Source organism: Sinorhizobium sp. NFACC03 (assembly GCF_900103435.1).
Lineage (GTDB): Bacteria > Pseudomonadota > Alphaproteobacteria > Rhizobiales > Rhizobiaceae > Ensifer.
Genome location: NZ_FMXF01000003.1, coordinates 1 through 26,450, shown reverse-complemented (window position 1 = coordinate 26,450; position 26,450 = coordinate 1). Strand labels below are relative to the sequence as shown.

The following is a 26,450-nucleotide window of genomic DNA, read 5'->3' as shown; positions in this document are numbered from 1 at the left end:
CGGCTGATCCCGCCGGGCGTTCCGTATCGGAGCCGCACATGCAAGACTTTCTTCAATTCCAGTCGATCTCCAAGGGCTATCCCGGCGTCCAGGCGCTGTCGGACGTTTCGTTTTCCGTGCGCAAGGGTGCCGTCCATGGGCTCATGGGCGAGAACGGCGCTGGCAAGTCGACGCTCATCCGACTGCTGTCCGGCGACCAGGCGGCCGACCAGGGAGAGATCCGCATCGACGGCGCGGCGCAGAGCTATCGTTCCGTGCGCGACGCCTTTCGTGCCGGCGTGATCGTCATCCATCAGGAATTGCAGCTCGTTCCTGAGCTGACGGTTGCAGAAAACCTCTGGCTCGGCCACTTCCCCGGCAAGGGTGGGGTGATCGATCGCCGCCAGCTGATCCGCGTTGTCAGCGAGAAACTCTCCGAAATCGGCATCGACGTCGATCCGTCGGCCAAGATCGCCTCGCTTTCGATCGGCGAACGTCAGATGGTCGAGATCGCCAAGGCGGTCATGCTCGATGCGCGCGTCATCGCGCTCGACGAGCCGACATCGTCGCTTTCGTCGCGCGAAAGCGAAATCCTGTTTTCGCTCATCGAGCGTCTGCGTTCGAACGGCACCGTAATCCTCTATGTATCCCACCGCCTCGACGAGATTTTCAGGCTTTGCGACAGCCTGACGGTGCTGCGTGACGGCAAACTTGCCGCCCATCATCCCGATATTTCCAGGGTGACACGCGACCAGATCATCGCCGAAATGGTCGGGCGCGAGATATCCAACATCTGGGGCTGGCGGGCCCGTGATCTCGGCGCCGAACGGCTTCGCGTCGACAACATCTCCGGGCCGAAACTGAAGGCGCCCTTAAGCTTTTCCGTCAGGCGCGGCGAGATCCTCGGCTTCTTCGGCCTGATCGGCGCCGGTCGCAGCGAGATGGCAAGGCTCGTCTACGGTGCGGACACGCGCTACCAGGGAACGGTCACCATCGACGGCGCAATCGTGCCGGCCGACAGCCCGCCGCAATCGATCCGCGCCGGCATGGTGCTGTGTCCGGAGGACCGCAAGTTCGACGGCATCGTCCAGGGGCGCAGCATCGAGGAGAACATGGCGATCTCGTCGCGCCGGCATTTCTCGCCCTTCGGCATCCTCGACCTGAAAAAGGAAGCGGAGCTTGCGGATCGTTTCATCGCCAAGCTTCGGGTGCGCACGCCATCGCGCAAGCAGGACATCATCAATCTCTCCGGTGGCAACCAGCAGAAGGTCATCCTCGGCCGCTGGCTGTCCGAACAGGGCGTGAAAGTGCTCGTGATCGACGAGCCGACGCGCGGCATCGACGTCGGGGCGAAATCGGAAATCTACGAGATCCTCTACGAACTCGCGGCTCAGGGCATGGCAATCGTCGTCATCTCCAGCGAGCTGCCCGAGGTGATGGGCATCACCGACCGCATCCTCGTCATGTGCCAGGGCCGGATCGCCGCCGACATTGCGCGCGCTGATTTCGACGAGCGCCGCATCCTCGCCGCCGCCCTTCCCGATGTTCCAACCAAGCAGGTTCAGCCGTCATGACTTCCTTGAAAAAACTTCTTCTCGGCGAACAGGGTCTCGTCGTCATCTTCGCCGTCGCCTTCGCCATCGTGGCACTGACGGTTCCGAACTTCCTGACCGAGCGCAACATGCTGGGCCTGCTGCAATCGGTCGTCACCATCGGCATCGTCGCCTGCACGATGATGTTCTGCCTTGCCTCGCGTGACTTCGACCTCTCGGTCGGCTCCACTGTCGCCTTTTCCGGCATGGCCGCGGTCATGGCGTCGAACGCTTCGGGCTCGATCCTTATCGGCCTCGTTGCCGCGCTCCTGTGCGGCGGTTTCGTCGGTCTCGTCAACGGCGTGGTGATCGCCCATTTCCGCATCAACGCGCTGATCACCACGCTCGCCACCATGCAGATCGTGCGCGGCTTCGCGCTGATTGCGTCCGACGGCCGCGCCGTCGGCATCAACGATCCGAGCTTCTATCAGCTGGCGCTATCCAAGTTCCTCGGCATCCCGACGCCGATCTGGGTGATGGGCTTCTTCTTCTTCGTCTTCTTCTTCGTCTTGAACCGCACTGTCTTCGGCAAGAACACGCTGGCGATCGGCGGCAATCCGGAAGCCTCACGGCTTGCCGGCGTCAACGTCTCCAACATGCGCATCTGGATCTTCGCGCTGCAGGGCCTCGTCTGCGCCGTCGCCGGCGTGCTGCTCGCCTCGCGCATCACCTCCGGCCAGCCGAATGCGGCAACGGGTCTCGAACTCTCGGTCATCTCGGCCTGCGTACTCGGCGGCGTCTCGCTTGCGGGCGGCCGTGCGGCGATGACCGGTGTGATCGTCGGCGTGCTGATCATGGGCATCGCCGAAAACGTCATGAACCTGCTCAACATTCAGGCCTTCTACCAATATGTGGTCCGCGGTCTGATCCTTCTGCTCGCCGTGCTGCTCGACAATCTCCGCTCGGCTGCTGCCGGCCGCCGCAGCTAGCAAATGGCGAAGGACACCCTCGTCCTCGAGAATGACGAAGGGCTCACCGTCGAGGTGAGCCCGCTCGGCGGCGCCATCCTCTCTGCCCGCTGGCGCGGCATCCCGGTGCTCGCGCCGACGCCGGCGCCAGGTCTCGCCTCCCAGGTGCTCGGCGCCGAGGCATGTTTTCCGCTGGTGGCCTTCGGCAACCGCATCGAGGACAATAGCTTCCACTTCGAAGGTCGCGATTACACGCTGGCGGCCAACACGGCCGATCCGCTCGTCCTGCACGGCGACGGTTGGCTTGGGCGCTGGTCGATCCTTCACCCGGACCGTCATTCGGTTGCGCTGCATTATCGGCAAGAGGCAAACGCTGCCACGCCCTTCGCCTATGAGGCGGTGCAGACGATAGCGATCGACGGTGCGAACCTGACCCTTTCGCTCACTGTCACCAACCGGGCCGCGCAGGCGCTCCCCTATGGATTGGGCCTTCATCCCTATTTTCCGCGCACACCGGGAACCGGCCTTTTTGCCCGCGCCGAGCTATACTGGACGGAGCGGGAGAACCACCTGCCGGGCGCAGTGAAGCCGGTTCCGCAAGATTTGGACTTCACATCCGGCGCCCCACTGCCGCCCGGCTGGCTGAACAATGCCTTCGACGGCTGGGATGGAAAGATGCGCATCGAGTGGCCGGAAACCGGCCTTGCGCTTTCGCTCGACGCCGACGGGAGCTTTCGTTTCTTCGTCCTCTATTCTCCTTCCACCGGCGCCGACTTCTTCTGCTTCGAACCGATGAGCCATCGACCGAACGCGCACCGCCAGCCCGAAAACGGCGGCCTCGTCAGACTGGCGCCCGGCGAAACTCTAGAAGGCACAGTCGCCCTGCGGTTCCATCTACTCGGGCTGTGACCGACCGCCCTGGAGCGGCTGTCGTTCTTCCCAATAGACGAAGACGGCGCCCCTAGCGGCGCGGTGCTATGCGGGCTGTTGTTCTTCGCGCGTCTTCACGAGGCTCCAGACCACGCCAGCGGCAATGATCGCGAAGGTGACGCCGAGCGAGAGAGCCGCCGGGAATTTCTCAAGCCCCAGGAGATCGGCGACGAAGATCTTCGAGCCGATGAAGATCAGGACGACGGCGAGCGCAGGCTTCAGGTAGCGGAAGCGATGGATCATCGCGGCAAGGGCAAAATAAAGGGCGCGCAGGCCGAGGATAGCGAAGATGTTCGACGTATAGACGATGAAGGGGTCGGTGGTGATCGCGAAGATCGCGGGAACCGAGTCGACTGCGAAGATCACGTCGGCCACTTCGACCATGACCAGCGCCATGAAGAGGGGCGTGATAAACCAGGTCATCTTGCCGGTCTTCGGGTTTACGAGCTTCACGAAGAAGCGCTCACCATGATGTTCTTCGGTGACGTTGAAGCGGCTGCGCATGAAGCGAACCAGCATATTGTTCGAGACGTCGGGCTCGGCCTCCTTCATGACCAGCATCTTGATACCGGTGATGATGAGGAACACCGCGAAGATATAGAGAATCCAGGCGAACTCAGCGACCAAGGTCGCGCCGACGCCGATCATGATAGCGCGCAGCACGATGACGCCGAGGATACCCCAGAAGAGGACCCGGTGCTGATAGATGCGGGGCACGGCGAAGAAGGAGAAGATGAGCGCGATGACGAAGACGTTATCAAGCGCCAGCGTCTTTTCGACCACGAAGCCCGTCATATAGGCGAGGCCGGACTCGGAACCGAGGTACCACCACACGAAGCCACCAAAGGTCAGGCCGAGCGCGATGTAGAAGGCGGAAAGCTTGACGCTTTCGGCAACGCCGATCTCCTTGTTTTCCTTATGGAGAATACCAAGGTCGAACGACAGGATGGCGATGACGAGGGCGAAGAAGCTCGCCCACATCCAGAGCGGCGTTCCCAGCCACACTTCTGACATGAAGGAAAAGTCCACAGACGGGTCCCCATTCGGCACATGTTGTCGGAATAAGGTCCGACATCGCAAGAGTGCCGAAGCTCTCGCCAGAGGGGCCCGGACCAGCGGGTTGGCGCAGAAATGGGATCTCGATTTTCGCGGTTCAAGCGCGGGACTGCAAATTTTTCAAGAATTTCTGGACGTCCTGTGGGCCCCACTGCCCGGCTAACGACCGGGCTCGGTTTGCCCGGAACAAGGCCGGTTGTCGGTGCGGCAAGCTCTCGCTCTTCGTCGCACCGCCACGAGGCTCGCGGCCACCGCCAAACCGGTTACCGCGGCTCCCACCGACGGCAGAGCGTGCGATGAAACCGCCTCAACCGGGAGCCGAACGCCACTCTGTGACCGAAGCCAGACACGGCATCAGGATCACGCATTGGAGAATGGTTCGAGAACCGAAGGACGGGAAAACAACCGGTCCAGCGGACAGAGACGATTGAGCTGATCGGCGCCAATGCCGATCAAAACCGAACCGAACCCAAGGAAAAGCCGCCGGTTCAAGGCGTTTTGCCCCTTGCGTTCTTTCATTGGAGAAACATCATGAAAAAGGTTCTCGCAGTTCTGAGTGCATTCCTGGTGGTTGGCGCGGCAGCACCTGCACCTGCCATCGCCGACGACCCGGTCACCCGCTTCCTGCAGAAGGCGACCGGCAACGGCAAATCAAGCCACGCGCGCTACAGCCGGAACGACGATGGACGCGGAAGCTGGAGTTCCAACCGCAGTTCCAATAGCTCGTCGAACTCCTCGCGGAACTCCAGCTCGAACAGCAGTTCCAATTCGTCGAGCAACTCCAGTTCGAACAGTTTCCAGCAACGCCTCCCCCACACCGATTGGCGTGGGGGACAAAATCACTTTCGCGGACAGCCGGCGATCGGCCGCCCAGAGCCGCTGCGTGGACGGCCTAATCGGCGCCCGGCCGCCTCGCGCGACCTCGCTTGACAGTCGGTTCAAAATAAACTTAACATGTTAATGGATTGAATATTCCCGATGAGGAGCGAGAGGAAGATTCAAGCCGCCGAGGAGGGCCTGCATCACAGTCGGATCGCCGTCATTTGAATTGACGTGGAGCGGCACAGGCATGCCCTGTTTCCGGGTGGAGCGACACTGATCAATGGGAGGGATCTATGATACTGAACCGACGGAGCCTTATTAAAGCCGGTGGTGCCATGCTTGCGGCGCCTCTCATCTTGCGAACGGGTGCCGCGCGCGCCCAGAGCGCAGTTACGCTGAAGCTGCACCACTTCCTGCCGCCGGCGTCCAACGTCCACCAGCGGCTGTTGACTCCATGGGCAAAAACCCTGGAGGAGCAGAGCAAGGGCGCGCTCAAGGTCGACATCTTTCCGGCCATGCAGCTCGGCGGAAAGCCGCCGCAGCTTTACGATCAGGCGGCCAACGGCGTCGTCGATATCGTCTGGACCCTGCCCGGCAACACGCCTGGGCGCTTCCCCTCCACCGAGGTGTTCGAGCTTCCTTTCGTCGCCGCGAAAGAGGCCACCGTCAACGCACAGGCGTGCCAGGAATACGGACAGACGCATGTCCTGAAAGAGACCGGCGACACGCAGCTTCTGTGCTTCTGGGCGCACGATCATGGACTGATCCACACCAACAAGGAGGTGAAATCCAGCGCCGATCTGGCCGGCCTGAAGCTACGCAATCCGACCCGGCTTGCCGGTGAGGCGCTGGCGGCACTGGGCGCAACACCAGTCGGCATGCCTGTTCCGCAAGTTCCGGAAGCGCTGGCCCAACGGGCGATCGACGGCTGCGTCATCCCGTGGGAAGTGGTACCGTCCATCAAGGTCAATGAACTCACCAAGTTCCATACGGAAATTCCGGGCTCGCCGACGCTCTACACCGCGACCTTCTTCCTCGCGATGAACAAGGGCAAGTATGAGGCGCTGCCGGCCGATCTGAAGGCGGTGCTGGACGCCAACAGCGGCATGACCTTCGCCAAGAAGGCCGGCGAAATGTGGGACAGCGTCGGCGCCGAAGTGCGGGCCGCGATCGAAGCATCCGGAAGCGGATCGATCAGCGCGATTTCCGAGGACGAAAAAGCGAAATGGGTCGCGGCAACCAAGCCTGTCCACGACAAGTGGATCGAGGCCATGAAGGCCAAGGATCTCGACGGCAAGGCACTGATCGAAGCGGCGCACGGGCTCGTTCAAAAATACTCGAACGCCTGAGCGCGACTGCGAGCCCAGCGCGCCTGAATTTGGCTCCATCCAACAATTCGAGAGCTTGGAACCGGGATGACGGAAGAAGCAACACACGAGGCTGCCATGACGGTGCCGCGACGCCGCGAGGTTGAGCGGCTTGCGGCAGGATTGGCACTCATAGGCGGAACGCTGATCTGCCTCGCAGCCGCATTGGTGACGATCAGCGTCCTCGGCCGCTGGCTTTTCAACCGGCCCGTACCGGCCGACTACGAACTGGTCGAGGTCGCGATCGGTGTCGCGATCTTCTCATTCCTCGGCTACACCCAGGCGCGCAACGGCCATATTGCCGTCGATACCTTTACGCTCGCCCTTCCGTCACGCGTCACGCGGGTCATCGATGGTGCCTGGGACCTCGTGCTGGCGGCCTGCCTGGCATTCTTCGCCTGGGGTCTTCTCACTGGCGGACTGGAGGCGCGTCTGTACGGAACGACGCTGATCCAGCTGCCCTGGCCGATCTGGCCGGTCTATCTGACCTGCGCCGCGCTGGCAGCGCTCGCATCCGTCATCGGCTTGTCCGTCGCCATTCTCAAGATCGGAGGCCCTCGATGAGCGGCTTTGCCATTGCTTGCCTGGGCTTCGCTGCGATGCTGGTCCTGATCGCCATCAGAATGCCGATCGCGCTCGCCATGCTGGCAGTCGGCGCCGCCGGCTATGCCTATCTCTCCGGCCCGCACGCGCTGGTCTATTACCTGCAGACCAACACCTACAGCCAGTTTGCCAGCTATACGCTATCCGTCATTCCCCTCTTCATCCTGATGGGCGCGCTTGCCGAACAATCGGGCATCGCCGCGACCATGTTCCGGGTGGCCGAGCGGAGGCTCGGACGGTTCAGGGGCGGAATGCCGATGGCGGTGATTGCGGCTTGCACCGGCTTCGGCGCGATCTGCGGCTCGTCGGTCGCAACCACTGCAACCTTCGGACGCGCGGCACTGCCGGAACTGCGCCGCGCGCGGGTCGATGCCGGGCTTGGAACCGGCACCATCGCCGCCGGCGGTACGCTCGGCATCCTCATTCCGCCCTCGGTCATCCTGGTGATCTATGCAATCACCGCCGAGCAGAACATCGCCAAGCTGTTCCAGGCCGCCCTGGTGCCGGGGTTGCTGGCAGCGGCGTTCTATCTGATCGCGATTGCCGTGGTCGTGCGGCGCAAGCCCCATCTCGCGCCACCAGTGACGGTCGTCGAAGTCGCAAAGACGCAGCGTCCGTTCTGGGCGCGGCCGGCGGGGCTGGTCTTGCTTGTCGGCGGCACCGTCGGCTGGTTGTTGGGTTCGCTCGGCACCGTCGGTGCGATATTGCTGGCAATCTTCGGCCTGCTTCTGCTCGCCGCGGATTTCGCCGTCGTACCCGCCGCCGCCGTTGCGGTCACGGTCGTCGGAGGAATCTATGGCGAGGTGTTCACGCCGACGGAAGGTGCTGCGGTCGGTGCCGCGGTGACGCTCGCGATCGGCCTGCTGCAACGGACGCTGAACCCGGCAGCCTTGAAGAACGCGCTGCTGCAGACAGCCGAAACCAGCGGGATGATCTTCCTGATTCTGCTTGGGGCGGAAGTCTTCGGCGCGTTCCTGGCGCTGACCCAGATGCCGATGATGCTCGCCTCGATGATCGGGGAGTCCGGGCTGCCGCCCTACGCCGTCGTGTGCGGCATGCTGCTGATCTACATCGTGCTCGGCGCCGTCATGGACGAGCTGGCGATGATCCTGCTGACCCTTCCCGTCTTCATCCCGATCGTCATGACGCTCGACCTCGGCATGCCGCCGGACGACGTCGCCATCTGGTTCGGCATTCTCGTCCTGATCGTCGTCGGCATTGGCCTCTCCGCCCCGCCGATCGGCCTCAATGTCTTCATCATCAACAAGTTGGCGACCGACGTGCCGATAGCGCAGACTTACCGAGGCGTGATGCCGTTCGTGATCGCCGACCTCATCAGGCTGGTCATCGTCACGGTTTCCCCGGGGGTTGCGCTGGCGCTGGTCCGATTGCTGAATTGACGGGGCCGGTTCCTAGGCGGCGCTCATGCGCGCCGCCTCGCAACAATTGACACGACATGGCCCGGCATCTGGGGCCGTGTCGCGGATCGGCGAAAGGCTCAGAACTCGGCCCTCAGCGACGCATAGAATGTGCGCCCCGGACCGGGCTGCTGCGCGAGGCTCAACGGGTCGACATAGTAGGCGTCCGTCAGGTTCTCGATCCGGAAGCTCGCGGTCAGGCTCTCGTTGATCCTGTACTCGGCGAAGGCATCGACCAGCGTGTAAGGCCTCCAGTCGATGAGCGAGATGAATTGCGAAGCACCCTGGGCGGTGACGTCGCCATGACCGATCGCGCGCGAACCGGTGCGCGAAATCCTGCCGCCGACCGTCAGCGCATCATCCCGGAACGTCTGCGGCAATGTCAGCGCCACGGTGTATTCCGGCGGCACCTGGTAACGTCCGGCGCCCACGAGACGCAAGCCGGTACCCTTCTATTCTGAGCGTACGCTCTGCCTGAGCTCGGCAAGCAGCGCATCTGCCTCCCATGTCTTGCGCCTGGAAGCCGCCGCATCTTTGACCAGCGTGCAAAGCCGCTCATTGACCGGCGCCCGACGGCCAAGCTTGGTGGCGAGCGCGACGACCGCGCCGTTGATCCAATCCACCTCGGGGAAGCGGCCGGCGGCAAGGTCGTCGGCCATCGAGGAGCGCGCAGTGGCGTCGATCTTCAGCATGCGACCGGCAATGGCACGGAACAGGGCATCCGGCAGGCTGAGAACGGACGGCAACCAACCCGGTGGCAGCGGTGTCAGGCGCGCCAGTCGAAGGCGTCCTTCTGCAGCGAGCAGCGCCAATGCCTCCCGCTGGGCGAGCGCCAGGCAGAGGCGAAAGCCCCGTGTCTGGAGCTGCGCGCGCAGGGGCAATCCGGAGAGCGCATTGATTGCGTTGTTGAGGTTCATCAGCAGCTTCGCCCATTGCACCGCCTCCATGTCGCCGCGCAGGTCGAAAGCCAGTCCCGCTGCCGTGAAGAACGGTGCGGCTGCAGCCGTCAGCGGGTCGTGCTCGACGGCAATATTGCCTTCCGTCGCACGATGCAGATGGGCGGGGCCGGGGGTCGTCACGTTGAAGGGAACCATGCCGCGCAGGATCTTTGCGGACGGCAGCAAGGTCTGCAGGGTGACGCTGTTGCTCACACCGTTCTGCAGGCTGAGGACCGGGATGCCGGGGCGTAGCACCGAGGAGAGCTCTGTCGCGGCACCCGCCGTCTGCCCGGATTTCACCGTCAGGAGAACGAGATCGCAATCCGCCAGGGAGGAAGCCGTATCGGAGTAAACGATCCGCTCGGGCGCGACGAAATCGTCACGCCCATCCAGATCGGTCAGGCGCAATCCGTCCTTTCGCCAAGCGGCACCACGCGCCGCCCGACCGACAAAGATCACCTCTGCGCCACCGGCCAAAAGGCAGCCGCCGACAAAACCGCCGACCGCGCCGGCACCGAACACTCCGATTTTCACAACACCCGCCCCTCCGCATGCCAGGGAGTATAGGCCGGGATCCTCGCATTCCAACGTGCCGTTTACGATCGAGCGTAACCGCGTTGGCTGAGCCAGATGCTGCCGATGACCAGAAGGACGCCGACAATCTGGAGCACACTCAAAGACTGACCCAGGAACACCCATCCGAGCAGGACAGCCGTCAGCGGGCTCAGGAAGAGAAGTGCCGACACCGCCGCCGATTCCAGCCGTGCGATGCCGCGAAACCAGAGAACATAGGTCAGCGCCGCGCCGATCAGGCTGAGCCAGGCGAGAGCAAGCAGGTTGGGAACGGTCGGGAACGGCACCGCCGGCTCGAAGGCAAGGGCGACGGGGACGAGAAGCAAGCCACCGGCCGTCAGTTGCCATGCCGTGGATGTGAGCAGCGATTCCGGCGACTTCCATTTTCGCGCCAGGACGTTGCCGAAGGCCATGGAAACGGCGCCGGCGAGGCCTGCGGCAATGCCGATTTCGTCGAGCGCGGCTTGCGGCGTCAACACCAGCAGCGCGACGCCGATAATGCCGACAATGGCCGCGACGAGCGACACCGGACGGATCGGCGCCTTCAGGAGGAGCGCTGCGATGAAAACGACGATCAAAGGCTGGACCGCCGCGACGGTTGCCGCGACGCCGCCCGGAAGGCGGTAGGCCGCGACGAACAGCATGCTCAGAAAGATCGAGATGTTGAGAGCTCCGAGCGCAAAGGCACGAAACCACCAGATGCCGCGCGGCAGTCGCCGGACGATCATGAGGAGCAGCAACCCGGCCGGTAATGCTCGCAACAGGGCGACCGTCAGCGGCGAGAAGCCATGCAGGAACTCGGTGGCAACGATATAGGTGCTGCCCCAGATGACGGGGGCAATCGCCGTCAAGGCGATATCGGAAACGTCTGTTTTCATGAGAAGTGAAGAACCTCGCCAAGCGGCCTGCGGGGCTTTTGCGGCCAGTTTCCGGGAACGGCACGGCCGACGGCAAGAAGCATTGCCGGCAATTCGTCCGACCCAAGGTTGAACTCCCGGGCAACGCCCTCGGCATCGAACCCGCCCATAGGGCCCGTCGCCAATCCCAAAGCCTCGGCGGCATAGATCAAGGTCGCGGTGCCGAGACTGGCCGAACGCATGGCCTCATCGCGGGCAACCTTGACGTCGGCATATTGGGTGCGCACAGCCTCCTGCCAACCGGAGACCATTTCGGTTTGCATGTAACCGGTGTCGACGAACGGGCGCAGCCTTGCAGGCAGCGTCTGGTGATCGGGCAGGATGCCGCAGACAATGAAAGTCACGGCAGCTTCCGAGACCTTGGCTTGCCCGTGCGCCACATTGCGCAGCCTGGATTTTCCTTCCGGCGTGCGCACGGCGATGAACCGCCAGTTCTGAAGATTGTAGGCCGTTGGCGCGCGGGTCGCGAGACACACCAGTTGCTCGATTTCCGCATCCGCCAGCACATGAGTCGCATCGAAACGATTGGCGGACACGCGCTGTTCGATGAGGGCGATCATGGGATGTGTCATTCTTCCGATCCGATCGTGTGTCTGTCGGACCGACCGTATTGAATTCACCTGTCATTGATAATATTGCCAATTCATAAGACATCATTCACCAATGGAAAATTATCGTGGATCGCTACACTGCCCTCCAGGTCTTCCGCCATGTGGCCGAACTCGGCAGCTTCGCGGAGGCGGGGCGCAGGCTCGGCCTATCGCCGGCCGCGATCAGCAAGAACGTTGCCGAGCTAGAAGCCAGCGTCGGCGCGCGGCTCATCAACCGGACCACGCGACGCATGGCGCTGACGGACGAGGGGAACCTCTATCTCGAGCATCTCGTGCGCGGACTGGATGCATTGAAGGATGCCGACGCAGCACTCTCGCCCGTCCGGCAGACGCCGGGCGGGACGTTGCGCGTCGCCGCGCCGATGACCGTGACGCTGATGCGGCTTTCATCCGTCATCCCCGAGTTCCTGTCCCGCTACCCGGACCTCAAGCTCGACCTGCATCTCGATGACAGGCGCGTCGATATTGTCCGGGAGGGATTCGATCTCGCCATTCGCGGCAGCGACAAGCTGGAGGATTCAAGCCTGATCGCCAGAAAACTCGCGGCCATGCCGCACGTCGTCTGCGCGGCGCCCGCCTATTTCGTGGCCCGTGGCGAACCGCTGGAGCCCGCCGACCTGAAATCGCACAACTGTGTCCGCTTCAGTCTCTCGGGACATGCGGATCTATGGGAGTTCCGAAAGGGCAGTCGAACGGAGAAAGTGGCCGTAAAGGCTCGCTATTCGGTAACATCGAGCCTTGCCGTGCGCGATGCACTGCGCGCCGGCTTCGGGCTGAGCCTGATACCCCGTCCCTATGTGGAGGACGATCTGAAAAACGGCCGATTGCAACGCGCGCTTCCCGACTGGGAGACGGTCGAAACCACGCTCTACGCCATCTATCCTTCCCGGCAGCACGTCGCGCCGAAGATCCGGGCGTTTCTTGATTTTCTCGCCGAAGTATTCAGCCGCCCGTAATCATGCGCCTCGCCCATGCCGCGCCGCTTGACGGGCGTTCGATCGAACCGTTGCAAGCCGACAAAATCTGGCACTGTTCCCTGGGGAACACCGGCGATGCGATCCGCCAGTAGGTTACCGGCACTTAAACCAGAGCCCGAAGGACCGATTCATGCGCCTGATTGCCGCCACCCTCTTTGCTGTCAGCCTCGCCGGCTCGGCAGATGCCGCCGATCTCATGACGTTCTGGGACAAGCCCCAGCATGGCGGCAACAGCTTCAACCGGCTGCCGCCGGACGAGGCCTATTTCAAGGCGCTGGCAGGCTACGGCGCCACCTGGGTGCGCCTTTCCTACGACAAGTGGAAACCGGCAAAACGCGACTACCTGATCGGCAACGCGGACAAATACGACGGTATTCCTGTCGCCGATCTGAAGACGCTCAGACAGACGCTCGACGACGCCGACAAGGCGGGCCTCAAGGTGGTCATCGCGCCGCTGTCAATGCCGGGCATGCGCTGGGCCCAGAACAACGGCAACAAGTTCGACGGCCGGCTCTGGCAGGACAAGGCATGGTGGAACGAGGCCGCGCGCTTCTGGCAGGATCTGGCGCGCGAACTGAAGGACCATCCGGCGGTTGCCGCCTACAACATCGTCAACGAACCGGCACCGGAAAAGAACAATGGCCTTGCCGAGCATGCCGATCCGCAGGCGATGCAGGCCTGGTACGACGGCAAACAAGGCAGCGCTTCGGATCTCAAAGCCTTCTATGAGACCGTCATCGCCGCCATTCGCGAGGTCGATCCGGCAACGCCTGTGATGGCGGATGCCGGCTGGTATGCGGCAGCCGATGCGTTTTCCTACTGGCCATCGGGGCTCACGGACCAGAAGGTGCTCTACAGCTTTCACATGTACGAACCCTATGCGGCGACCAGTGCGCCTAACATCAAGCGCGACAAGCCCTATGCCTATCCTGGCAAGGTGCCCTTTGGCGAAGGCGAAGAGACCTGGGACCGAGCGCGGGCGGCCGCTTATCTCGCAAAGCCTGTACAATGGGCCAAGGACAAGGGCGTGCCGCTCAACCGTCTCGTCGCCGGCGAATTTGGCTGCATGCGGCGCTGGGCGGGCTGCAAGACCTATCTCGAGGACGTGTTGACCGCGCTCGACAAGGACGATCTGCACTGGGCTTTCTACAGCTTCCGAGAAGATGCCTGGGATGGCATGGACTACGAGCTCGGCTCGAAGACCGTGGGCTGGAAATATTGGCAGCAGATGGAAGCCAATGAGCGCGACACGACGCCGCGCAAGTCGACACCGGAGTTCGCGCCCATCAGCCGGCGGCTCGCCGAGGATCAGTGACCGCGTCCCGCCGCAACGCCCTGGAGCCGGGGCGTGCCGGCCGTCAGGCGTGACTGCTTTCCGCGCGGGCGTCACAAAAGCGCTCGATTGCGATGCACATCACGTGGCAGCCTTCGCCTATCCAACCGGACCCCGGTCTGCTTGGAAAAAGGGCAGGAATCGTTAGAAGAACTATCATCCTTACGAGCGCCATGACGTATGTGGCGCCGTTTCCAACTTGGGGCATGTCTTTGCAGACAACCGGGGCGGCCGACGCCGACACACGAAAGCGAACCATCTCCCTGTCGCGCACGCTGGCGATCGTGATGGCGGCACTGGTGGCTCTAACAGCCGCCGTCATCCTCTCCGTCGTGTGGTACATGTCGGCCGGTGCTACGCGCGAATTGCTCGCCCAATCGGCCCATCTTGGCCTCGACGCCGTCCAGACGAAAATCGGCAGCCGCTTCGCCCCGGTTGAGGACCAGCTGGCGTTCCTGGCAAAGGAAGTCGGCGCCGGGCGCCTCGATCCGGCGGACACGCTGGCCCTGGAGCGGGTGATGACCGGCGCGCTCGCGGCGACCCCGCAGGTGCGCGTGCTCTCCTTCGTCAAGCCAAATGGCGAAATCTTCGGTGTGACCCAGGGCCCCAAGGGCGTCTTTTCCTTCGCGGACACGATCAGGACCGACAACGAGCGTACGGAGATCGACGAGGCGCGCCGTAGCGGCGAGGCCGAATGGGGGCCGGTCTACTTCGTTCCAGATCCGGCGATACGCACGTCGGTCACAAACCTGCAGCAGCCGGCAAGCGCCGGCGACCAGTTTGCCGGCGTCTTCAGGGCAACGATCACGGTCGATGCCATTTCGGACTTCCTGCGCCAGATCGCCGTCTCGAATCCCGGGACGACGCCCTTCGTCCTTTACGGCCGCGACCAAGTGCTCGCCCATCCGATGATGGCATCGGGCCATCCGCTCCTGTCCGCAGAGCACCGACTGCCGAAGCTTAGCGAACTTGGCGATCCGTTCCTCGCCGCATTGTGGGACGGGGAACCCGAGACCTTCCACGACTCGGCGCTGGAGGCTCGTGTCGTGGAAGTGGGGGACAAGGGTCGTGTCATTCTCACCCGCGAGGTCAGCGGCTACGCACCCGCTCCTCTTGTCGTCGGCGTCGAGGTACCGATCGAATCCCTGGAGAAGCCGATTTCGGATCTGCTGCGTGCCGGCGTGGCCGGTCTCGTGGTGCTTCTCGCGGCGATCGTCATCGCATGGGTCGTCAGCCGTCTGATCGTTCGCCCGGTCACCAGCATGGCGCGTGAGGTCCGTGCCGTTGGCATGCTCGACTTCGCGGCTCTTCACCCCCTGCCCGGCAGCCTGTTCACGGAGTTGAACGAACAGGCGCGCGCCTACAATACGATGTTGACCGGGCTGCGCTGGCTCGAAACCTACGTGCCGAAGAAACTGGTGCGCCATCTGCTGGGAAGCGGAGATCTCGTCTCGACGCAGCGAACGGTGACCATCATGTTTACCGACGTGGTCGATTTCACCGCCACGGCCGAAAAGACCACGGCTGCCGAAGTCGCCGCGCTCCTGAACAGGCATTTCGATCTGCTCGGCCAATGCATCGAGGACGAGGGCGGCACGATCGACAAGTTCATCGGCGATTGCGTGATGGCGTTTTGGGGTGCTCCGGACGACCAGCCGGATCATGCCGATCGCGCCATGCGCGCGGCCCGCGCCATTGCGCTTGCGGTCGCCAAGGACAATGCGGACCGGCGCCGGCAGGGGCTAGCTCCCCTCAGGGTGCGCATCGGCGTCCATTCCGGTCCGGTCGTCTCGGGCAATATCGGCATGAGCGGGCGGTCCGCCTATACGATCGTCGGCGATGCGGTGAACGTCTGCAACCGCATCGAGCAGCTCGGCAAGTCGGTGGCGCCGAGCGAAGAGATCGTCGTTCTCCTGAGCGGTGAAACCGTCGATTTCCTGACCGAAGGCCGCTCCGACCTCGCGCCGCTTGGCAAACACTGCCTTTCCGGTCGGACGGAACAGACCGAAATCTACCGGTTGCCGACTACAGCGCCGCGCGTCTTATCAGACGCGCAAAGGTCGCTGTAGCACTTTGAATCGCTGCATGTTTTTGTCCTTTAACCGGCTACGATTAAAGGAAACATGCAGTGGGGCGGGATAAGCGGCACGACGTGGGGCCCGGCAAGTCAACCATGCCTCGGTTTCAAAACACGGGTCTCAGAGCCATCTCCGCGCCCAAGAGGAACAGGCAGAACAGGAAGCCGCGGCGGAACGCCTGCGCGCCCACTCTGCCGCGCAACCATTGCCCCACCCACATTCCGAGAAGCGCGGGCACGACCGCAATCACGGAAAATGCAAGGGTTTCAGCCTGAAAGATACCCTGGGCGCCAAGCCCGGCCGCCAATGCGATGGTCGAAACAGTGAAGGAAAGTCCCAGCGCCTGCACGAGGTCGTTTTTCCCAAGACCAAGGGCCTGCAGATAGGGCACGGCGGGAATGACGAAGACCCCGGTGCAGCCGGTCGCCACGCCGGTCAGCATTCCGACAATCGGCGAGAGCCACCGTTCCTGTCGCTCAGCAATGGGGAACGGCCGCGCAAGCAGCGCGTAGCCGGAATAGATGACGAGCGCGGCCCCAAGCGCGGCGGTGGTCAGCCGTGTGTCCCCACTCACCAGCCATGCGGAGCCCAGCAGCGTTCCGGCGACAATCGCCAGCATCATCGGCCAGAACCTTCGCGCGAGCGACAGGATGCCGGGTCCCGCCAGAAGCTGCCAGACGTTGGTCACGAAGGACGGAACAACCAACAGAGTTGCCGCCGCGACCGGTGAAATGAGCGCACCCAGCACGCCCATCGCCACGGTCGGCAGGCCCATTCCGGTCACGCCCTTGACGAGGCCGGCGACGAAAAATGTCGCGGCCACGGCCAACAGAAAAGAATACGACGCATCGAACATGTGGCCGGCATAACCGGTTCGGCGGCATAGACAATGCGGAAGTCCCGATCCCAGACTTCGGCTGGCCCGAAGGCTGTTTGTCGATTATCCTTGCTGAATGCCCTTCGACCTCAATGACCTTCGCCTGTTTCTCGCCGTCGTGGATGCCAGCAGCATCACCCATGGCGCGCTGGAGGCTGGGCTTTCCCTTCCGGCGGCAAGCGAACGGCTGCGCGCCATGGAGGCGGCGGGCGACGTTACCCTGCTCACGCGGGGGCGACGCGGTGTCACTCCGACGGAGGCGGGCGAGGCGCTCGTCCACCATGCGCGCACGATCATCCGCCAGACGGTGCAGATGCGCAGTGAACTGGGAGCCTATGCGAAGGGGATGCGCGCCACCGTTCGCGTCCTCGCCAACACGGCAGCGATGACCGAGTTCATTCCTGAACGGCTCGCGGCCTGGATGGCAGCCAACCCGCAGATCGACATCGACCTGAAGGAGCGGCAAAGCATCGAGATCGCTAGGAGCGTCGCTGCCGGCTTCGCCGAGATCGGCATTCTTTCGGACGCGGTGGAGACAAACGGCTTGGTGCTCAGCCCCTTCGCAACCGATCGGCTCGTCGTGGTGGCCCGGCACGACCATCCGATCGTCGAGAGAACGCAGGTCCGCTTCGCCGACCTTCTCGATGAACGCTTCATCGGCCTGGCGGGCGGCGCCTTGCAGGATCACATCGAGGGGCAGGCGGCCAAGGTCGGCGCCAAGCTCAAGCTGCGCGTGAAACTGCGCACCTTCGATGATATCTGCCGCATGGCCGGCGCTGGCGTGGGGGTCGGCATCGTGCCGGAAAAAGCGGCCCGCCGATGCCGCCGGCCCACTCAGATCGCTGTCATTCGCCTTCAGGAAAAATGGGCCGTGCGGCGGCTGTCGGTGTGCATCCGCAGTGACGGACAATTGACGCCGCCCGCGCTTAGCCTGTTCGAGCATCTCGCACGCAGTGGACGGCCCTGAAGCGCCTTAGCCACCTCTACGAGCAGGCTCGCTCGCTGATTTGAGGCGAGCGTCGAAAAAATGCTGATTTTCGCCGCTTGGAAAGCAAAATTTAACCATACTTCTCCATCTTTTGTCCATCAGTCGTCAAGAAGGGGACAATCCGGAAGTCGCGCAGCGGTGGTCGCTCGCCGGCCTGAGGGCCTTTTGCGTGAATTTCTGGCTTGATTTGCGTTGTTGAGTAAGATCATTCGCCCACAGTCTTTGAATCGTCTGTTGCGTCCATTGCTGATCACTTGCTGCGGCACCGCTCTTGTCGGCGCGGCTGCGTGGTCGCTCGTCGGTATGGTCGCGATGAACAGTTCCTTCACGCATGGTTCGGGCCGCCTGCTGCCCAAACCGCAGATCCATTTGGCCGAGAAGACAAAGGAGCGCGCCTGGGACAAACACGCCAGGGTCAACCAGGCGACGCGGCTCGTCGCGGCCGCTGCGGCGCAGCCGGCCACGGTCGCAAGCCTGACGCCCAGCGAAGCGAGATTCGCGCGCGATCTTGAATTCCCGAAAGATGCCGAAATGCTCGGCAAGAGCGCACGCCTTGCGGCGGCGGTGAAGCAAGCGGTATTGGCGTCGGAAAAGCTCGCCAGCAATTCCGCCCCTTCCGCTTCCCCGCAATCTCGCCACCAGGCCGCAACGATGAGCGTGCCCGCGTCGGAACGCTTCGCCCCGATGACCAGCGGTTTCGGTGACAAGCCGGCGGTCCAGCTCGCCTATGCCACCCCCTCTCAGAGCCATGTAGAAGGCAGCGCGTTTTCCGCCGTGCTGACCGCGCCTGTCGAGGACGATCTTGCCGAACAGCCGGAACCGGACGCGGCTGACGACACGGCCGCACTGCCGAGCCATGAGGACACGCCGTCTGTCGGTCCCATGCCGCAGTTCCGCCCGCGCACAGAACAAGTGCAGAAGCCTGTTACCGAAACCGAGAAACCTGCGACCAAGCAGGCCGAAGCCGAGGCGGCGCCAAAGGCCGAAGAGACCGGGAAGACCGACGAACGCGAAACGCCGGCAAAGCCGAAGCTCGCCTATGCCCGGCCGGAAGATCCGACGGAGAACAGTTCCGGCACCGGCTTCGGCCAGGCGCTGCGCAACATCTTCGGTAGCGGAGCGAAGGCAGGAAATGGCGTCGCCGTCTACGACATCACAGCTGCCAAGGTCTACATGCCCGATGGCAGCGTGCTCGAGGCCCATTCCGGCATTGGCAAGATGGCCGACAATCCGCGCTACGCGGATGTCAAGATGACGGGGCCGACCCCGCCGCACACCTACAATCTCAAGATGCGCGAGACGCGCTTCCATGGGGTCGAGGCGATCCGCATGCTGCCGATCGACGGAAAGAACAAACACGGCCGCGACGGCTTCCTGACCCACAGCTACCTGCTGCGCGGCAAGCGCGCGGAATCCCATGGCTGCGTCGCCTTCGCCGACTATCCGCGTTTCCTGACCGCCTTCAAACAAGGCAAGGTCAAGCAGATTGTCGTGGTGCCGAACGGCGGACGCGCGGCCGGCATGCGCTTGGCATCGAACGGCAGGAACTCCTGACGGGGACGTCCGAGGGAAGGACGGCAAAGGTCTTCCGCCAATGGGGAACGGGCATTAAGATCCGGACCTCTACAGGAGCGAGATGAAGAGGACCGGGAGCCCGTCATGTGCCGAAACATAAAACCCCTGTTCAATTTCGAGCCGCCGGCGACGGATGCGGAGATCCATGACGCCGCGTTGCAGTTCGTGCGCAAACTGAGCGGAACAACCAAACCGGCCAAGCGCAACGAGGCGGCCTTCGAGCACGCCGTCAATTCGATCGCGGCCTGCGCCCGGGAATTGCTCTATTCACTGGAAACATCACAGCCGCCGCGCAACCGCGAAGAAGAAGCGGCCAAGGCACGCGCTAGGAACGCGATCCGGTTTGCCTGAGACAATGTAGCGTCAGCAATAGCCGACGTGCTTTGTTCCCTACCCCGTGGGAGCGCTCCTCACGCCTTGGCGGCGAGCGCACTCAATTCTTCAAGGTCGAGGTCGCGTTCCAATTCATGCAGCGTCTCGTCGTCGATCTCGCCGGCGCGATGAAGCCGGATGAGTTCGCGCCGTCCGGTTGCGACCGCTTCGAGCACGACGTCGAAGTGGGCATGAAGAATGGGCGTGTAGTGCTCCGTGCGCTCGGCATAATCGACGATCGACACCGCCCGGCGCTGATACCTGTCGAGCAGTTGCGGATGGATGAGGGTGCCTCCGTCATCATAGGCGTGGCTCTGAATGGTCACGAGTTGCGCCTGCGCCATGGCCGCCTCGGCCTGGCTCATGCTGAGGCGCGCCTTTTCCGATGGTGGCTCGACGAGCCCCGCCCATGCGATCACCCGCCCGAGCGTGGTGCCCTGGACGAGCACGGTCCCCAGGATGACGGCAAAGGACGTCACGAGGATGAAGTCGCGACCGGGAAAGCCCTCCGGTATGCTGAGGGCCAAGGCCAGCGTGACAACACCGCGCACACCTGCCCAGGAGACCACCGTTGCCGCGCGTGCCCCAAGCGGCCGATAGCGCTCCATCCCAAGGGCGTTTCCGAGGCGGATGGCGAAATCCGAGCCAAACACCCAGGCAAAGCGCGCGACGGAGAGCGCCACGAGAATTGTTAGGATTGGCCACCACATGGTGGCGGCGACGACATCGAAGCCGCCTCCGCGCTCGACGACGCCGCGAAGCGACAGGCCGATCAGAATGAAGACGGCGGCCTCCATCAGGAAGACGATGACGGTCCAGAACGACGAGCCGCGCATGCGTGTGGCCGCCGTGAGCACGGTGTGCTGGTGCCAGCTTGCGATCAGGCCGGTGGTGACGGTGGCAATGACGCCTGAAACATGCAGGAACTCGCCGAGCAGGTAGGAAGTCCAGGATAGCAGGGCCGTGGCCGCGATGATCAAGTATTCGTCGCCAAGACGGCGCGCGAGCAGGACCCAGGCCGTGCCGATGGCGGTACCGACAAGGGCGCCGCCGATGGCCAGCACGAAAAAGCTGCCGACCGCCTCGCTCGCGCTGAAGGCCCCGGTGACGCCGGCGGCAATCGCGAAACGAAAGAGCACAAGGCCGCTCGCGTCGTTGAGCAGGCTTTCCCCCTCGAGCAGTATTTGCAGCCGCCGAGGCAGCCGCACACGCTGCAACACGGCACGGGCCGAGACCGCGTCGGGCGGCGACACAATCGCCCCAAGCGCCGCGCAGGCGGCCCAGGGGAGCGAGGGGAAAAGCAGATGCGTGACCACGGCGACCACGGCACAGGTGAAGAACACCGCACCGATCGCCAGCGAGGCGATGCCGATCAGATGCCGGTGCAGCCGACCGACGGCGATCGTCCATGCGCCGTCGAGCAGCAGCGGCGGCAGGAAAATGACGAGCACCAGATCGGGATCCACCGCGATCGCCGGCAGGCCCGGCACGAAGGCAAGCAGTGCGCCGCCGGCCAGCAGTGCGACGGAAGGCGGTGACCCGAACCTGTCGGCGACAAAGTGCAGCGCGATGATGGCCACAAACATGCCAATCACCAGCTCGAACAAATGTGTCGGTTCCACGCGCTCTGCCTCCCCCTCCAGGACGAGGGCATTACAGAACGCGCTTTGCCGAAACGCAATTGGCGCGGCGCATCAACAGCGCGGTTTGAGCCGAGAAAAGAGGCGCGGCCAGAAAAGAAAAAAGGGCCGACGGAAGACCGCGGCCCATAAGGTGTGAAGGTCAATAAACCTCCAGAGGGGAACAGCTGCTGCGGCGGTATTGGGAGGAGAACCGCCATGTGCATCAGCTGTGTGCTTTATGCCTGATTTTTGACCATCTGGAAAACAATTATTATGCAATGCAGCTATGCGTGCACCGCACACGAGCAGGCCCAAGCGGGGGCCCTCACCCGCACCCGGTCAGCGCGGCGTGTTGCAAAAGATGGCGGAACGGCGCCTGCGGCCGAAAAAGCTCTGGATAGAGGATCGGGACCGGCGCCATGCACCGGTCCCGATGATATAGCTGCTACACTAGCGACCGTGGGATCGGCCGCATGTGCATGCTAGAGCGGTTTTCTCGATCAGAAAGCCCGGCGTCATCGCTACCCGAGTTGTCCGCATTCTATCCACCGGTTGTGCACAGGCCGATCTTGCCGCAACACCTTGGTAGATCTGTCATTTCGTCAGCTCTGTGATTAGTGCCCTTTTCACCGGAGAGATGGACGCGTTCGTCCGCGGACCCTCACGCAAGCGACGCAAGACGGGTTTCCGCATCGATCAGGCAGGCCGCGATCGCAGCCACCAGCAACAAACCGGCAAAGGTGCCGATTGCAAGCCCGAAGCTCTGGACCACCAGAATGCCGATCAAGGAAGGGGCGAGCAGACCGCCGAGGCGTGCCATGCCGCCCGCCGCGCCCATTCCGGTTGCCCGCGACTCCGTCGGATAGAGCTCCGGCGTATAGGCATAGAGCGCACCCCAGGTGCCGAGCAGCGCAAAACTCATGACGAGCAGTGACGCTGCAATGACCGCCGCCCCATCTGCCACGACGAAAAGCAGGCAGCTCAAGGCGGAGAGAAGACAAAAGCCGACCAGCGTCGGCCGGCGTCCCCATGTCTCGACGCCATAGGCGGCGAGCGCGTAGCCCGGGATTTGCGCCAAAGCGATGAGAACGAGAAAACCATAACCGCGGACGAAGCCGAAGCCTTCACCCGCGAGCCGCGGCGGCATCCAGGTGAAGACGCCGTAGTAGGACACCGAGACGAGGAACCACACGGCCAAGATCAGAAGACTGCGGCGGCGCAGATCCCCAGAGAAGATGCCGGCGCTCGGTGAGGCCGCAGGAAGCGCGATCGATACGGTCGTTTCGAGCTGAGGGTGACGATTGGCGACGAGCATCCGGTTGACGATGGCTTTTGCCTCGGCAGCCTTGCCCGCACGAAGCAGATAGAGCGGCGACTCCGGAACGAGGAAGCGCAGTCCGAGGCCGAGCACCGCCGGGATGGCCGTGACCGCGAAAATGTAGCGCCATGCGTCCGTGAATTCCGCGAGCGCAACGAGCCATGCCGCCACCGCCACGATCAGCGTTCCCACGGCCCAGAACCCTTCGAGCATGACGAGCCAGCGGCCGCGGCTTCGGGCGGGCAGGAACTCCGACATCATGGCGTAGTCGACCGGCAGGGTACCGCCGACTGCAGCGCCCGTGAGGAAACGCAGGAACAAAAGGACGCCGAAGCTGGGTGCGAGGATCGACAGCATGCCGAAGATGGCATCGCAGGCCACGGTGACGATCAGCACCCGCCGGCGACCGATGCGATCGGCAAGCCGACCAAAACCAATCGCTCCGATCAGCATGCCGAGAAAGAACAGGGTACCGGTCTGGAGTGCCTGCGGAACCGTCAAACCGAACGTCGCGGCGATGGAGGCTGCCGTGAAGCCAACGGCAAGAACCTGCATGGCATCGGCCGCCCAGACCAAGCCGAAGATGCCAATCAAGCGGTACTGATAGGGTCCCGTGCCGGCGCGGTCGAGCGCTTCGTTCATCGTGATCGTCGTCATTCCGTCCTGCCTTAGAAATCAATGCGCGGACACTACGTCGGCAGATCGAACTTGAACAGCGGCCCCCGAAGCGGCATCGGATCGGCTGTACCGCGACAAAGACGGTTTGCGCCGCCTTGCAAAGAATCTTTCGAAAGAAATCCGAAGTTGTATCCGCGCGGACATCACACACGGAAAGATCGTCATTAGAGACCGGTTTCGCGCTCTTAACTGAAGGATGAGGTTGTCAGCCGGCATCTTGGTCGCGAGCGCATCGAAGCGGCGGCCGATGCGAAAGGCAACGCGCTCCTTATCGACCTCGTTCGCGACCTGCTGTGGATCAACTCCGATATCGCCGCCGCCGGCTACCCTCTGGTTCAGGCAGCCGGATCAGGAACGCCCTTCCGGCAGGTGCTCCCCGCGAGGACGACGGTCAGCCTCGGTCAACATCGTGTCCGTTTTCGACGAGCCACGAGTCGTGAAGCCACTTCTCCGTGCCGCGATGGCCCGGGAATGTGATCCAGCTGATGTCGCGCTCAAACACCATGACCTTGCGGTCCGCGCCGACGATGACCCACATCCAGAGACCATCGACCGTATTCCGCATTTTGACTTTCATGCCCGTCAGGGTCAGGTCTTCCGTGCGCCCATTGCGGGCGACCCGTAGCGGCTCATCATGGCGTTCGATCCAGCTGATCTTCAGCACCGGCAGGAGATCGGGCGCCGCGTCGCGCAGGAAATCCATGGCGATCGCCTGCGTTTCCTCGCGCGTCGGCAGTTGACCGCCAACCAGAGCGCCGTCGATGCGAGCGAAGCCCTTGAGCCGGCCATCCGCGGCGATGACGGTGCTGAAATGCTCGCTACCGAGTGCCCCGTTGCGGCCGTCCGTTCGCTGATAACGCACAAGTTCGGCACCTTGGCCATCCAGAGTGACAGGGCGTCGAGCGACTTCATCGTAGCCGACCGGCATGACTGCCTTGATGACGGCCGCCACGGGCTGCGCCGAAAGCGTTGCCATGGACTTTCCCTTCTGAGTTTCCGCAAGCGTAATGCTGGCCGTGGTTGGCGAGAAGACGAGACCGAGAGCAGCGAGCACAATGAGGGGCTGTATGCGAGGCATGTCAAAACTCCTTCGGTTGGCTTGGAGATCGGGTGAGGCAATAGGTAACTTGACGTCAAGTGTAGATTTCCGACGCAATTATCCCCGCCGGCCCTGCTCTAGGTCCGCCTCGCTTGCGCGATCAGCTCTTGCATGCGGGTAATGTTTGATTCCAGGTCGCGTTTGAATGCTGAGAGTTCATCAAGCTGGGCATTGGCGTTGACGAGCTGGGCCTGCAGGATTTCCAGTACCCTTTCCTTGCTCTTGATGCCGCTTGCATCCTCGAAATAGAGGTCGATGACCGCGGCGACTTCGTCGAGGCTCAGGCCGAGACGCTTGAGTGCGGCGATCTTTTCCAGCCGTTTGACGGCAACTTCGTCGTAGTAGCGATAACCCGTGCCCTCGCGCTCGGCCGGTGTCACCAGCCCGAGGCGCTCATAATAGTGGATCGTGCGGTGGCTGACGCCTGCACGTTCCGACAGTTCTCCGATCTGCATGAGGGACGACAAATGGCACTCACCTAAACCTGACGTTGGGTGTAGATTTAGGGAATAGGCCTATGTTCGTCAAGTGTTGGCCTTCTCTCGAAGGCCTAAGACCCGTCAGTAGGGCGAGATGCAAATCTGCCGCGGACCGTGATAGGGCTGGAACGTGTCGTCGTAAGCCCTGTAGGACCGGTAGCGGGCATAGCACCAGCTCGTATGCGCGTTGCCGCCATAATAGGTCTGCCGGTAATAGCGTGGCGCATAATAACGCGGTCGATAGTAGGTCGGGCCGCCGTAATAGCCTTGGTTATAATAGCCCTGATCGTAGTAGCCCGAGCCATAATAGGGCTGCGCCAGCGCGCCACCGATGATCGTACCGACGGCCAGTCCGCCGAGCGCCCAGGCCCAATCGTCGCCGCCACCGTGCCCGTGATGGTAACCGCCACCGTAACCACCGCGGTAACCGCCGCGGTAACCACCGCGGTAACCGCCACCGTATCGTCTGTACTGAACCAGTTGCGCTTGCGTCGTCTCGATCTTCGGGACGTCCGCTGCTGTGGGAAATGCCATGGCTGGCGAAACGCTGGTCAGCGCCGACGCCATGGACAAGGCAATGATCGTTAGCCTGTTCATTGGCTTACCTCCATTTTCCCCGCTTGTCCTGAAGTATACATCGGAAAGGGCGCAGAAGCACTGCGTTTTGACGGCGCGCGGCGCCGGGTATGGCGCGCACCCCGATGCGCCTCTTTCGAACAACCGCACGCGGCATCCGCTTGGCCGCACACGACGGATCGGGTCGCCGGCATCTCCACGCCCGGTCGGCTGCCGCCCTTGACCGTTGGCGGATACACAAACCCGCAATCACCAATTATTTCATTTTACGCAATTCAATCGAAATCATTATTGCAATTCAGCAGCGCAACCCGGTCGGCTACACCTGTTCTCACCAAACCAGTTCACCCCAGACCGACCAAGACCGGGCACCGACGCCCCGCTTGCCAACCAGCTCAAAGAGGAGAAAGTCCATGTCCAGCAAACTCGAAGTCCTGACCCCCCAGAACAGCCAGCTGATCTTCATCGACCAGCAGCCGCAGATGGCCTTCGGCGTTCAGTCGATCGATCGGCAGGTGCTGAAGAACAACGTCGTCGGTCTCGCCAAGGCCGCAAAGGTCTTCAACATTCCAACGACCATCACCACCGTCGAAACCGGGTCCTTCTCCGGCCACACCTATCCCGAACTGCTCGCCGTCTTCCCGGAAAACGACATTCTCGAACGCACCTCGATGAATTCCTGGGACGATCAGAACGTCCGCGATGCCCTGGCCCAAAATGCCGCCAACGGCCGCAAGAAAATCGTCGTCTCCGGGCTGTGGACC

Annotated in this window: 25 protein-coding genes; 14 read left to right on the top strand and 11 right to left on the bottom strand. The window is 62.9% G+C overall.

The window, feature by feature from the left end; genetic code table 11:
• Nucleotides 1-38: 38 nt before the first annotated feature.
• From araG to BLU35_RS07055, 3 genes are read left to right on the top strand one after another with little or no spacing between them, the layout of a single operon-like run.
• On the top strand, nucleotides 39-1,553 hold the full coding sequence (gene araG / locus BLU35_RS07065) for an L-arabinose ABC transporter ATP-binding protein AraG (RefSeq protein WP_093232511.1): 1,515 nt from the start codon (nucleotides 39-41) through the stop codon (nucleotides 1,551-1,553).
• Entirely contained in the window at nucleotides 1,550-2,500 is a 951-nt protein-coding gene (araH, locus tag BLU35_RS07060; protein WP_093232510.1) for an L-arabinose ABC transporter permease AraH, read from the top strand. The genes araG and araH overlap by 4 nt, the downstream gene beginning before the upstream one ends.
• Nucleotides 2,501-2,503: 3 nt before the next feature.
• Nucleotides 2,504-3,388 (top strand): aldose 1-epimerase, encoded by an 885-nt coding sequence (locus tag BLU35_RS07055; RefSeq protein WP_093232509.1) that lies wholly within the window; start codon nucleotides 2,504-2,506, stop codon nucleotides 3,386-3,388.
• Between the two features lie 66 nt (nucleotides 3,389-3,454).
• On the opposite strand, the gene BLU35_RS07050 is transcribed toward BLU35_RS07055, so the two are convergent.
• On the bottom strand, nucleotides 3,455-4,423 hold the full coding sequence (locus tag BLU35_RS07050; RefSeq protein ID WP_502688139.1) for a TerC family protein: 969 nt from the start codon (nucleotides 4,421-4,423) through the stop codon (nucleotides 3,455-3,457).
• A gap of 573 nt (nucleotides 4,424-4,996) precedes the next feature.
• Between BLU35_RS07050 and BLU35_RS35575 the strand changes: the two genes are divergently transcribed.
• From BLU35_RS35575 to BLU35_RS07030, 4 genes are all read left to right on the top strand, one after another.
• A complete protein-coding gene (locus BLU35_RS35575) occupies nucleotides 4,997-5,395 on the top strand; it encodes a hypothetical protein (RefSeq protein ID WP_176907153.1) in 399 nt (132 codons plus the stop codon).
• A 227-nt stretch (nucleotides 5,396-5,622) separates the two neighbouring features.
• On the top strand, nucleotides 5,623-6,636 hold the full coding sequence (locus tag BLU35_RS07040; protein WP_286161451.1) for a TRAP transporter substrate-binding protein: 1,014 nt from the start codon (nucleotides 5,623-5,625) through the stop codon (nucleotides 6,634-6,636).
• A 66-nt stretch (nucleotides 6,637-6,702) separates the two neighbouring features.
• The gene (locus BLU35_RS07035; RefSeq protein WP_093232506.1) at nucleotides 6,703-7,218 is read left to right on the top strand and encodes a TRAP transporter small permease; all 516 of its coding nucleotides are present in this window, start codon (nucleotides 6,703-6,705) and stop codon (nucleotides 7,216-7,218) included.
• Entirely contained in the window at nucleotides 7,215-8,657 is a 1,443-nt protein-coding gene (locus BLU35_RS07030; protein WP_093232505.1) for a TRAP transporter large permease, read from the top strand. Before BLU35_RS07035 ends, BLU35_RS07030 begins: the two co-directional genes overlap by 4 nt.
• A gap of 98 nt (nucleotides 8,658-8,755) precedes the next feature.
• Here BLU35_RS07030 and BLU35_RS07025 read toward each other — a convergent pair whose 3' ends face one another.
• The 4 genes from BLU35_RS07025 to BLU35_RS07010 form a co-directional block, all read right to left on the bottom strand.
• Nucleotides 8,756-9,115: a TonB-dependent receptor gene (locus BLU35_RS07025; protein ID WP_093232504.1), complete on the bottom strand. Its 360-nt coding sequence runs from the start codon at nucleotides 9,113-9,115 to the stop codon at nucleotides 8,756-8,758.
• Nucleotides 9,116-9,127: 12 nt separating this feature from the next.
• Complete coding sequence (locus BLU35_RS07020) at nucleotides 9,128-10,147, bottom strand: 2-dehydropantoate 2-reductase (protein WP_199536466.1); 1,020 nt, start codon at nucleotides 10,145-10,147, stop codon at nucleotides 9,128-9,130.
• 62 nt (nucleotides 10,148-10,209) lie between these two features.
• Nucleotides 10,210-11,064 (bottom strand): EamA family transporter, encoded by an 855-nt coding sequence (locus tag BLU35_RS07015; protein ID WP_093232502.1) that lies wholly within the window; start codon nucleotides 11,062-11,064, stop codon nucleotides 10,210-10,212.
• Nucleotides 11,061-11,675: a nitroreductase family protein gene (locus tag BLU35_RS07010; RefSeq protein ID WP_093232501.1), complete on the bottom strand. Its 615-nt coding sequence runs from the start codon at nucleotides 11,673-11,675 to the stop codon at nucleotides 11,061-11,063. Before BLU35_RS07010 ends, BLU35_RS07015 begins: the two co-directional genes overlap by 4 nt.
• Before the next feature lie 104 nt (nucleotides 11,676-11,779).
• On the opposite strand from BLU35_RS07010, the gene BLU35_RS07005 reads away from it, so the two are divergent.
• The 3 genes from BLU35_RS07005 to BLU35_RS06995 all read left to right on the top strand — a co-directional run bounded on the left by BLU35_RS07005 (nucleotide 11,780) and on the right by BLU35_RS06995 (nucleotide 16,093).
• A complete protein-coding gene (locus tag BLU35_RS07005) occupies nucleotides 11,780-12,670 on the top strand; it encodes a LysR family transcriptional regulator (RefSeq protein ID WP_093232500.1) in 891 nt (296 codons plus the stop codon).
• A 151-nt stretch (nucleotides 12,671-12,821) separates the two neighbouring features.
• On the top strand, nucleotides 12,822-14,006 hold the full coding sequence (locus tag BLU35_RS07000; protein WP_093232499.1) for a glycoside hydrolase family 5 protein: 1,185 nt from the start codon (nucleotides 12,822-12,824) through the stop codon (nucleotides 14,004-14,006).
• Between the two features lie 224 nt (nucleotides 14,007-14,230).
• Nucleotides 14,231-16,093 (top strand): adenylate/guanylate cyclase domain-containing protein, encoded by a 1,863-nt coding sequence (locus tag BLU35_RS06995; RefSeq protein ID WP_176907151.1) that lies wholly within the window; start codon nucleotides 14,231-14,233, stop codon nucleotides 16,091-16,093.
• Nucleotides 16,094-16,208: 115 nt separating this feature from the next.
• Here the strand turns inward: BLU35_RS06995 and BLU35_RS06985 are convergent, their stop codons facing one another.
• Complete coding sequence (locus BLU35_RS06985; RefSeq protein ID WP_093232497.1) at nucleotides 16,209-16,958, bottom strand: sulfite exporter TauE/SafE family protein; 750 nt, start codon at nucleotides 16,956-16,958, stop codon at nucleotides 16,209-16,211.
• Between the two features lie 97 nt (nucleotides 16,959-17,055).
• Between BLU35_RS06985 and BLU35_RS06980 the strand changes: the two genes are divergently transcribed.
• The 3 genes from BLU35_RS06980 (at nucleotide 17,056) to BLU35_RS06970 (ending at nucleotide 19,893) form a co-directional block, all read left to right on the top strand.
• Entirely contained in the window at nucleotides 17,056-17,946 is an 891-nt protein-coding gene (locus tag BLU35_RS06980; RefSeq protein ID WP_093232496.1) for a LysR family transcriptional regulator, read from the top strand.
• 255 nt (nucleotides 17,947-18,201) lie between these two features.
• Nucleotides 18,202-19,521 carry a DUF2778 domain-containing protein gene (locus BLU35_RS06975; protein ID WP_286161450.1) on the top strand — a complete coding sequence of 440 codons (1,320 nt, stop codon included), beginning with the start codon at nucleotides 18,202-18,204 and terminating at the stop codon, nucleotides 19,519-19,521.
• Nucleotides 19,522-19,626: 105 nt separating this feature from the next.
• The gene (locus tag BLU35_RS06970) at nucleotides 19,627-19,893 is read left to right on the top strand and encodes a DUF2277 domain-containing protein (RefSeq protein WP_057255194.1); all 267 of its coding nucleotides are present in this window, start codon (nucleotides 19,627-19,629) and stop codon (nucleotides 19,891-19,893) included.
• Nucleotides 19,894-19,952: 59 nt separating this feature from the next.
• Here BLU35_RS06970 and BLU35_RS06965 read toward each other — a convergent pair whose 3' ends face one another.
• From BLU35_RS06965 to BLU35_RS06940, 5 genes are all read right to left on the bottom strand, one after another.
• Nucleotides 19,953-21,536: a Na+/H+ antiporter gene (locus BLU35_RS06965; protein WP_093232495.1), complete on the bottom strand. Its 1,584-nt coding sequence runs from the start codon at nucleotides 21,534-21,536 to the stop codon at nucleotides 19,953-19,955.
• 661 nt (nucleotides 21,537-22,197) lie between these two features.
• Nucleotides 22,198-23,511 carry an MFS transporter gene (locus BLU35_RS06955; protein WP_093232493.1) on the bottom strand — a complete coding sequence of 438 codons (1,314 nt, stop codon included), beginning with the start codon at nucleotides 23,509-23,511 and terminating at the stop codon, nucleotides 22,198-22,200.
• Nucleotides 23,512-23,923: 412 nt separating this feature from the next.
• On the bottom strand, nucleotides 23,924-24,610 hold the full coding sequence (locus BLU35_RS35910; protein ID WP_210185118.1) for a hypothetical protein: 687 nt from the start codon (nucleotides 24,608-24,610) through the stop codon (nucleotides 23,924-23,926).
• Between the two features lie 98 nt (nucleotides 24,611-24,708).
• Nucleotides 24,709-25,098: a MerR family transcriptional regulator gene (locus BLU35_RS06945; protein WP_210185117.1), complete on the bottom strand. Its 390-nt coding sequence runs from the start codon at nucleotides 25,096-25,098 to the stop codon at nucleotides 24,709-24,711.
• 93 nt (nucleotides 25,099-25,191) lie between these two features.
• On the bottom strand, nucleotides 25,192-25,707 hold the full coding sequence (locus BLU35_RS06940) for a BA14K family protein (RefSeq protein ID WP_093232491.1): 516 nt from the start codon (nucleotides 25,705-25,707) through the stop codon (nucleotides 25,192-25,194).
• Between the two features lie 392 nt (nucleotides 25,708-26,099).
• On the opposite strand from BLU35_RS06940, the gene BLU35_RS06935 reads away from it, so the two are divergent.
• The coding region (locus BLU35_RS06935) for an isochorismatase family protein (protein ID WP_143032895.1) at nucleotides 26,100-26,450 on the top strand (351 nt) is incomplete at its 3' end.

Bases quoted from the DNA above. Each gene is read 5' to 3' on its own strand.
- BLU35_RS07055 (WP_093232509.1), top strand. From the start codon at position 2,504: ATGGCGAAGGACACCCTCGTCCTCGAGAATGACGAAGGGCTCACCGTC.
- BLU35_RS35575 (WP_176907153.1), top strand. From the start codon at position 4,997: ATGAAAAAGGTTCTCGCAGTTCTGAGTGCATTCCTGGTGGTTGGCGCG.
- BLU35_RS06940 (WP_093232491.1), bottom strand. From the start codon at position 25,707: ATGAACAGGCTAACGATCATTGCCTTGTCCATGGCGTCGGCGCTGACC.
- BLU35_RS06995 (WP_176907151.1), top strand. From the start codon at position 14,231: ATGTCTTTGCAGACAACCGGGGCGGCCGACGCCGACACACGAAAGCGA.
- BLU35_RS07040 (WP_286161451.1), top strand. From the start codon at position 5,623: ATGCTTGCGGCGCCTCTCATCTTGCGAACGGGTGCCGCGCGCGCCCAG.
- BLU35_RS06980 (WP_093232496.1), top strand. From the start codon at position 17,056: ATGCCCTTCGACCTCAATGACCTTCGCCTGTTTCTCGCCGTCGTGGAT.
- araG (WP_093232511.1), top strand. From the start codon at position 39: ATGCAAGACTTTCTTCAATTCCAGTCGATCTCCAAGGGCTATCCCGGC.
- BLU35_RS35910 (WP_210185118.1), bottom strand. From the start codon at position 24,610: ATGCCTCGCATACAGCCCCTCATTGTGCTCGCTGCTCTCGGTCTCGTC.
- BLU35_RS07035 (WP_093232506.1), top strand. From the start codon at position 6,703: ATGACGGAAGAAGCAACACACGAGGCTGCCATGACGGTGCCGCGACGC.
- BLU35_RS06955 (WP_093232493.1), bottom strand. From the start codon at position 23,511: ATGACGACGATCACGATGAACGAAGCGCTCGACCGCGCCGGCACGGGA.
- BLU35_RS07030 (WP_093232505.1), top strand. From the start codon at position 7,215: ATGAGCGGCTTTGCCATTGCTTGCCTGGGCTTCGCTGCGATGCTGGTC.
- BLU35_RS07050 (WP_502688139.1), bottom strand. From the start codon at position 4,423: ATGTCAGAAGTGTGGCTGGGAACGCCGCTCTGGATGTGGGCGAGCTTC.
- araH (WP_093232510.1), top strand. From the start codon at position 1,550: ATGACTTCCTTGAAAAAACTTCTTCTCGGCGAACAGGGTCTCGTCGTC.
- BLU35_RS07000 (WP_093232499.1), top strand. From the start codon at position 12,822: ATGCGCCTGATTGCCGCCACCCTCTTTGCTGTCAGCCTCGCCGGCTCG.
- BLU35_RS06985 (WP_093232497.1), bottom strand. From the start codon at position 16,958: ATGTTCGATGCGTCGTATTCTTTTCTGTTGGCCGTGGCCGCGACATTT.
- BLU35_RS07010 (WP_093232501.1), bottom strand. From the start codon at position 11,675: ATGACACATCCCATGATCGCCCTCATCGAACAGCGCGTGTCCGCCAAT.
- BLU35_RS07015 (WP_093232502.1), bottom strand. From the start codon at position 11,064: ATGAAAACAGACGTTTCCGATATCGCCTTGACGGCGATTGCCCCCGTC.
- BLU35_RS06970 (WP_057255194.1), top strand. From the start codon at position 19,627: ATGTGCCGAAACATAAAACCCCTGTTCAATTTCGAGCCGCCGGCGACG.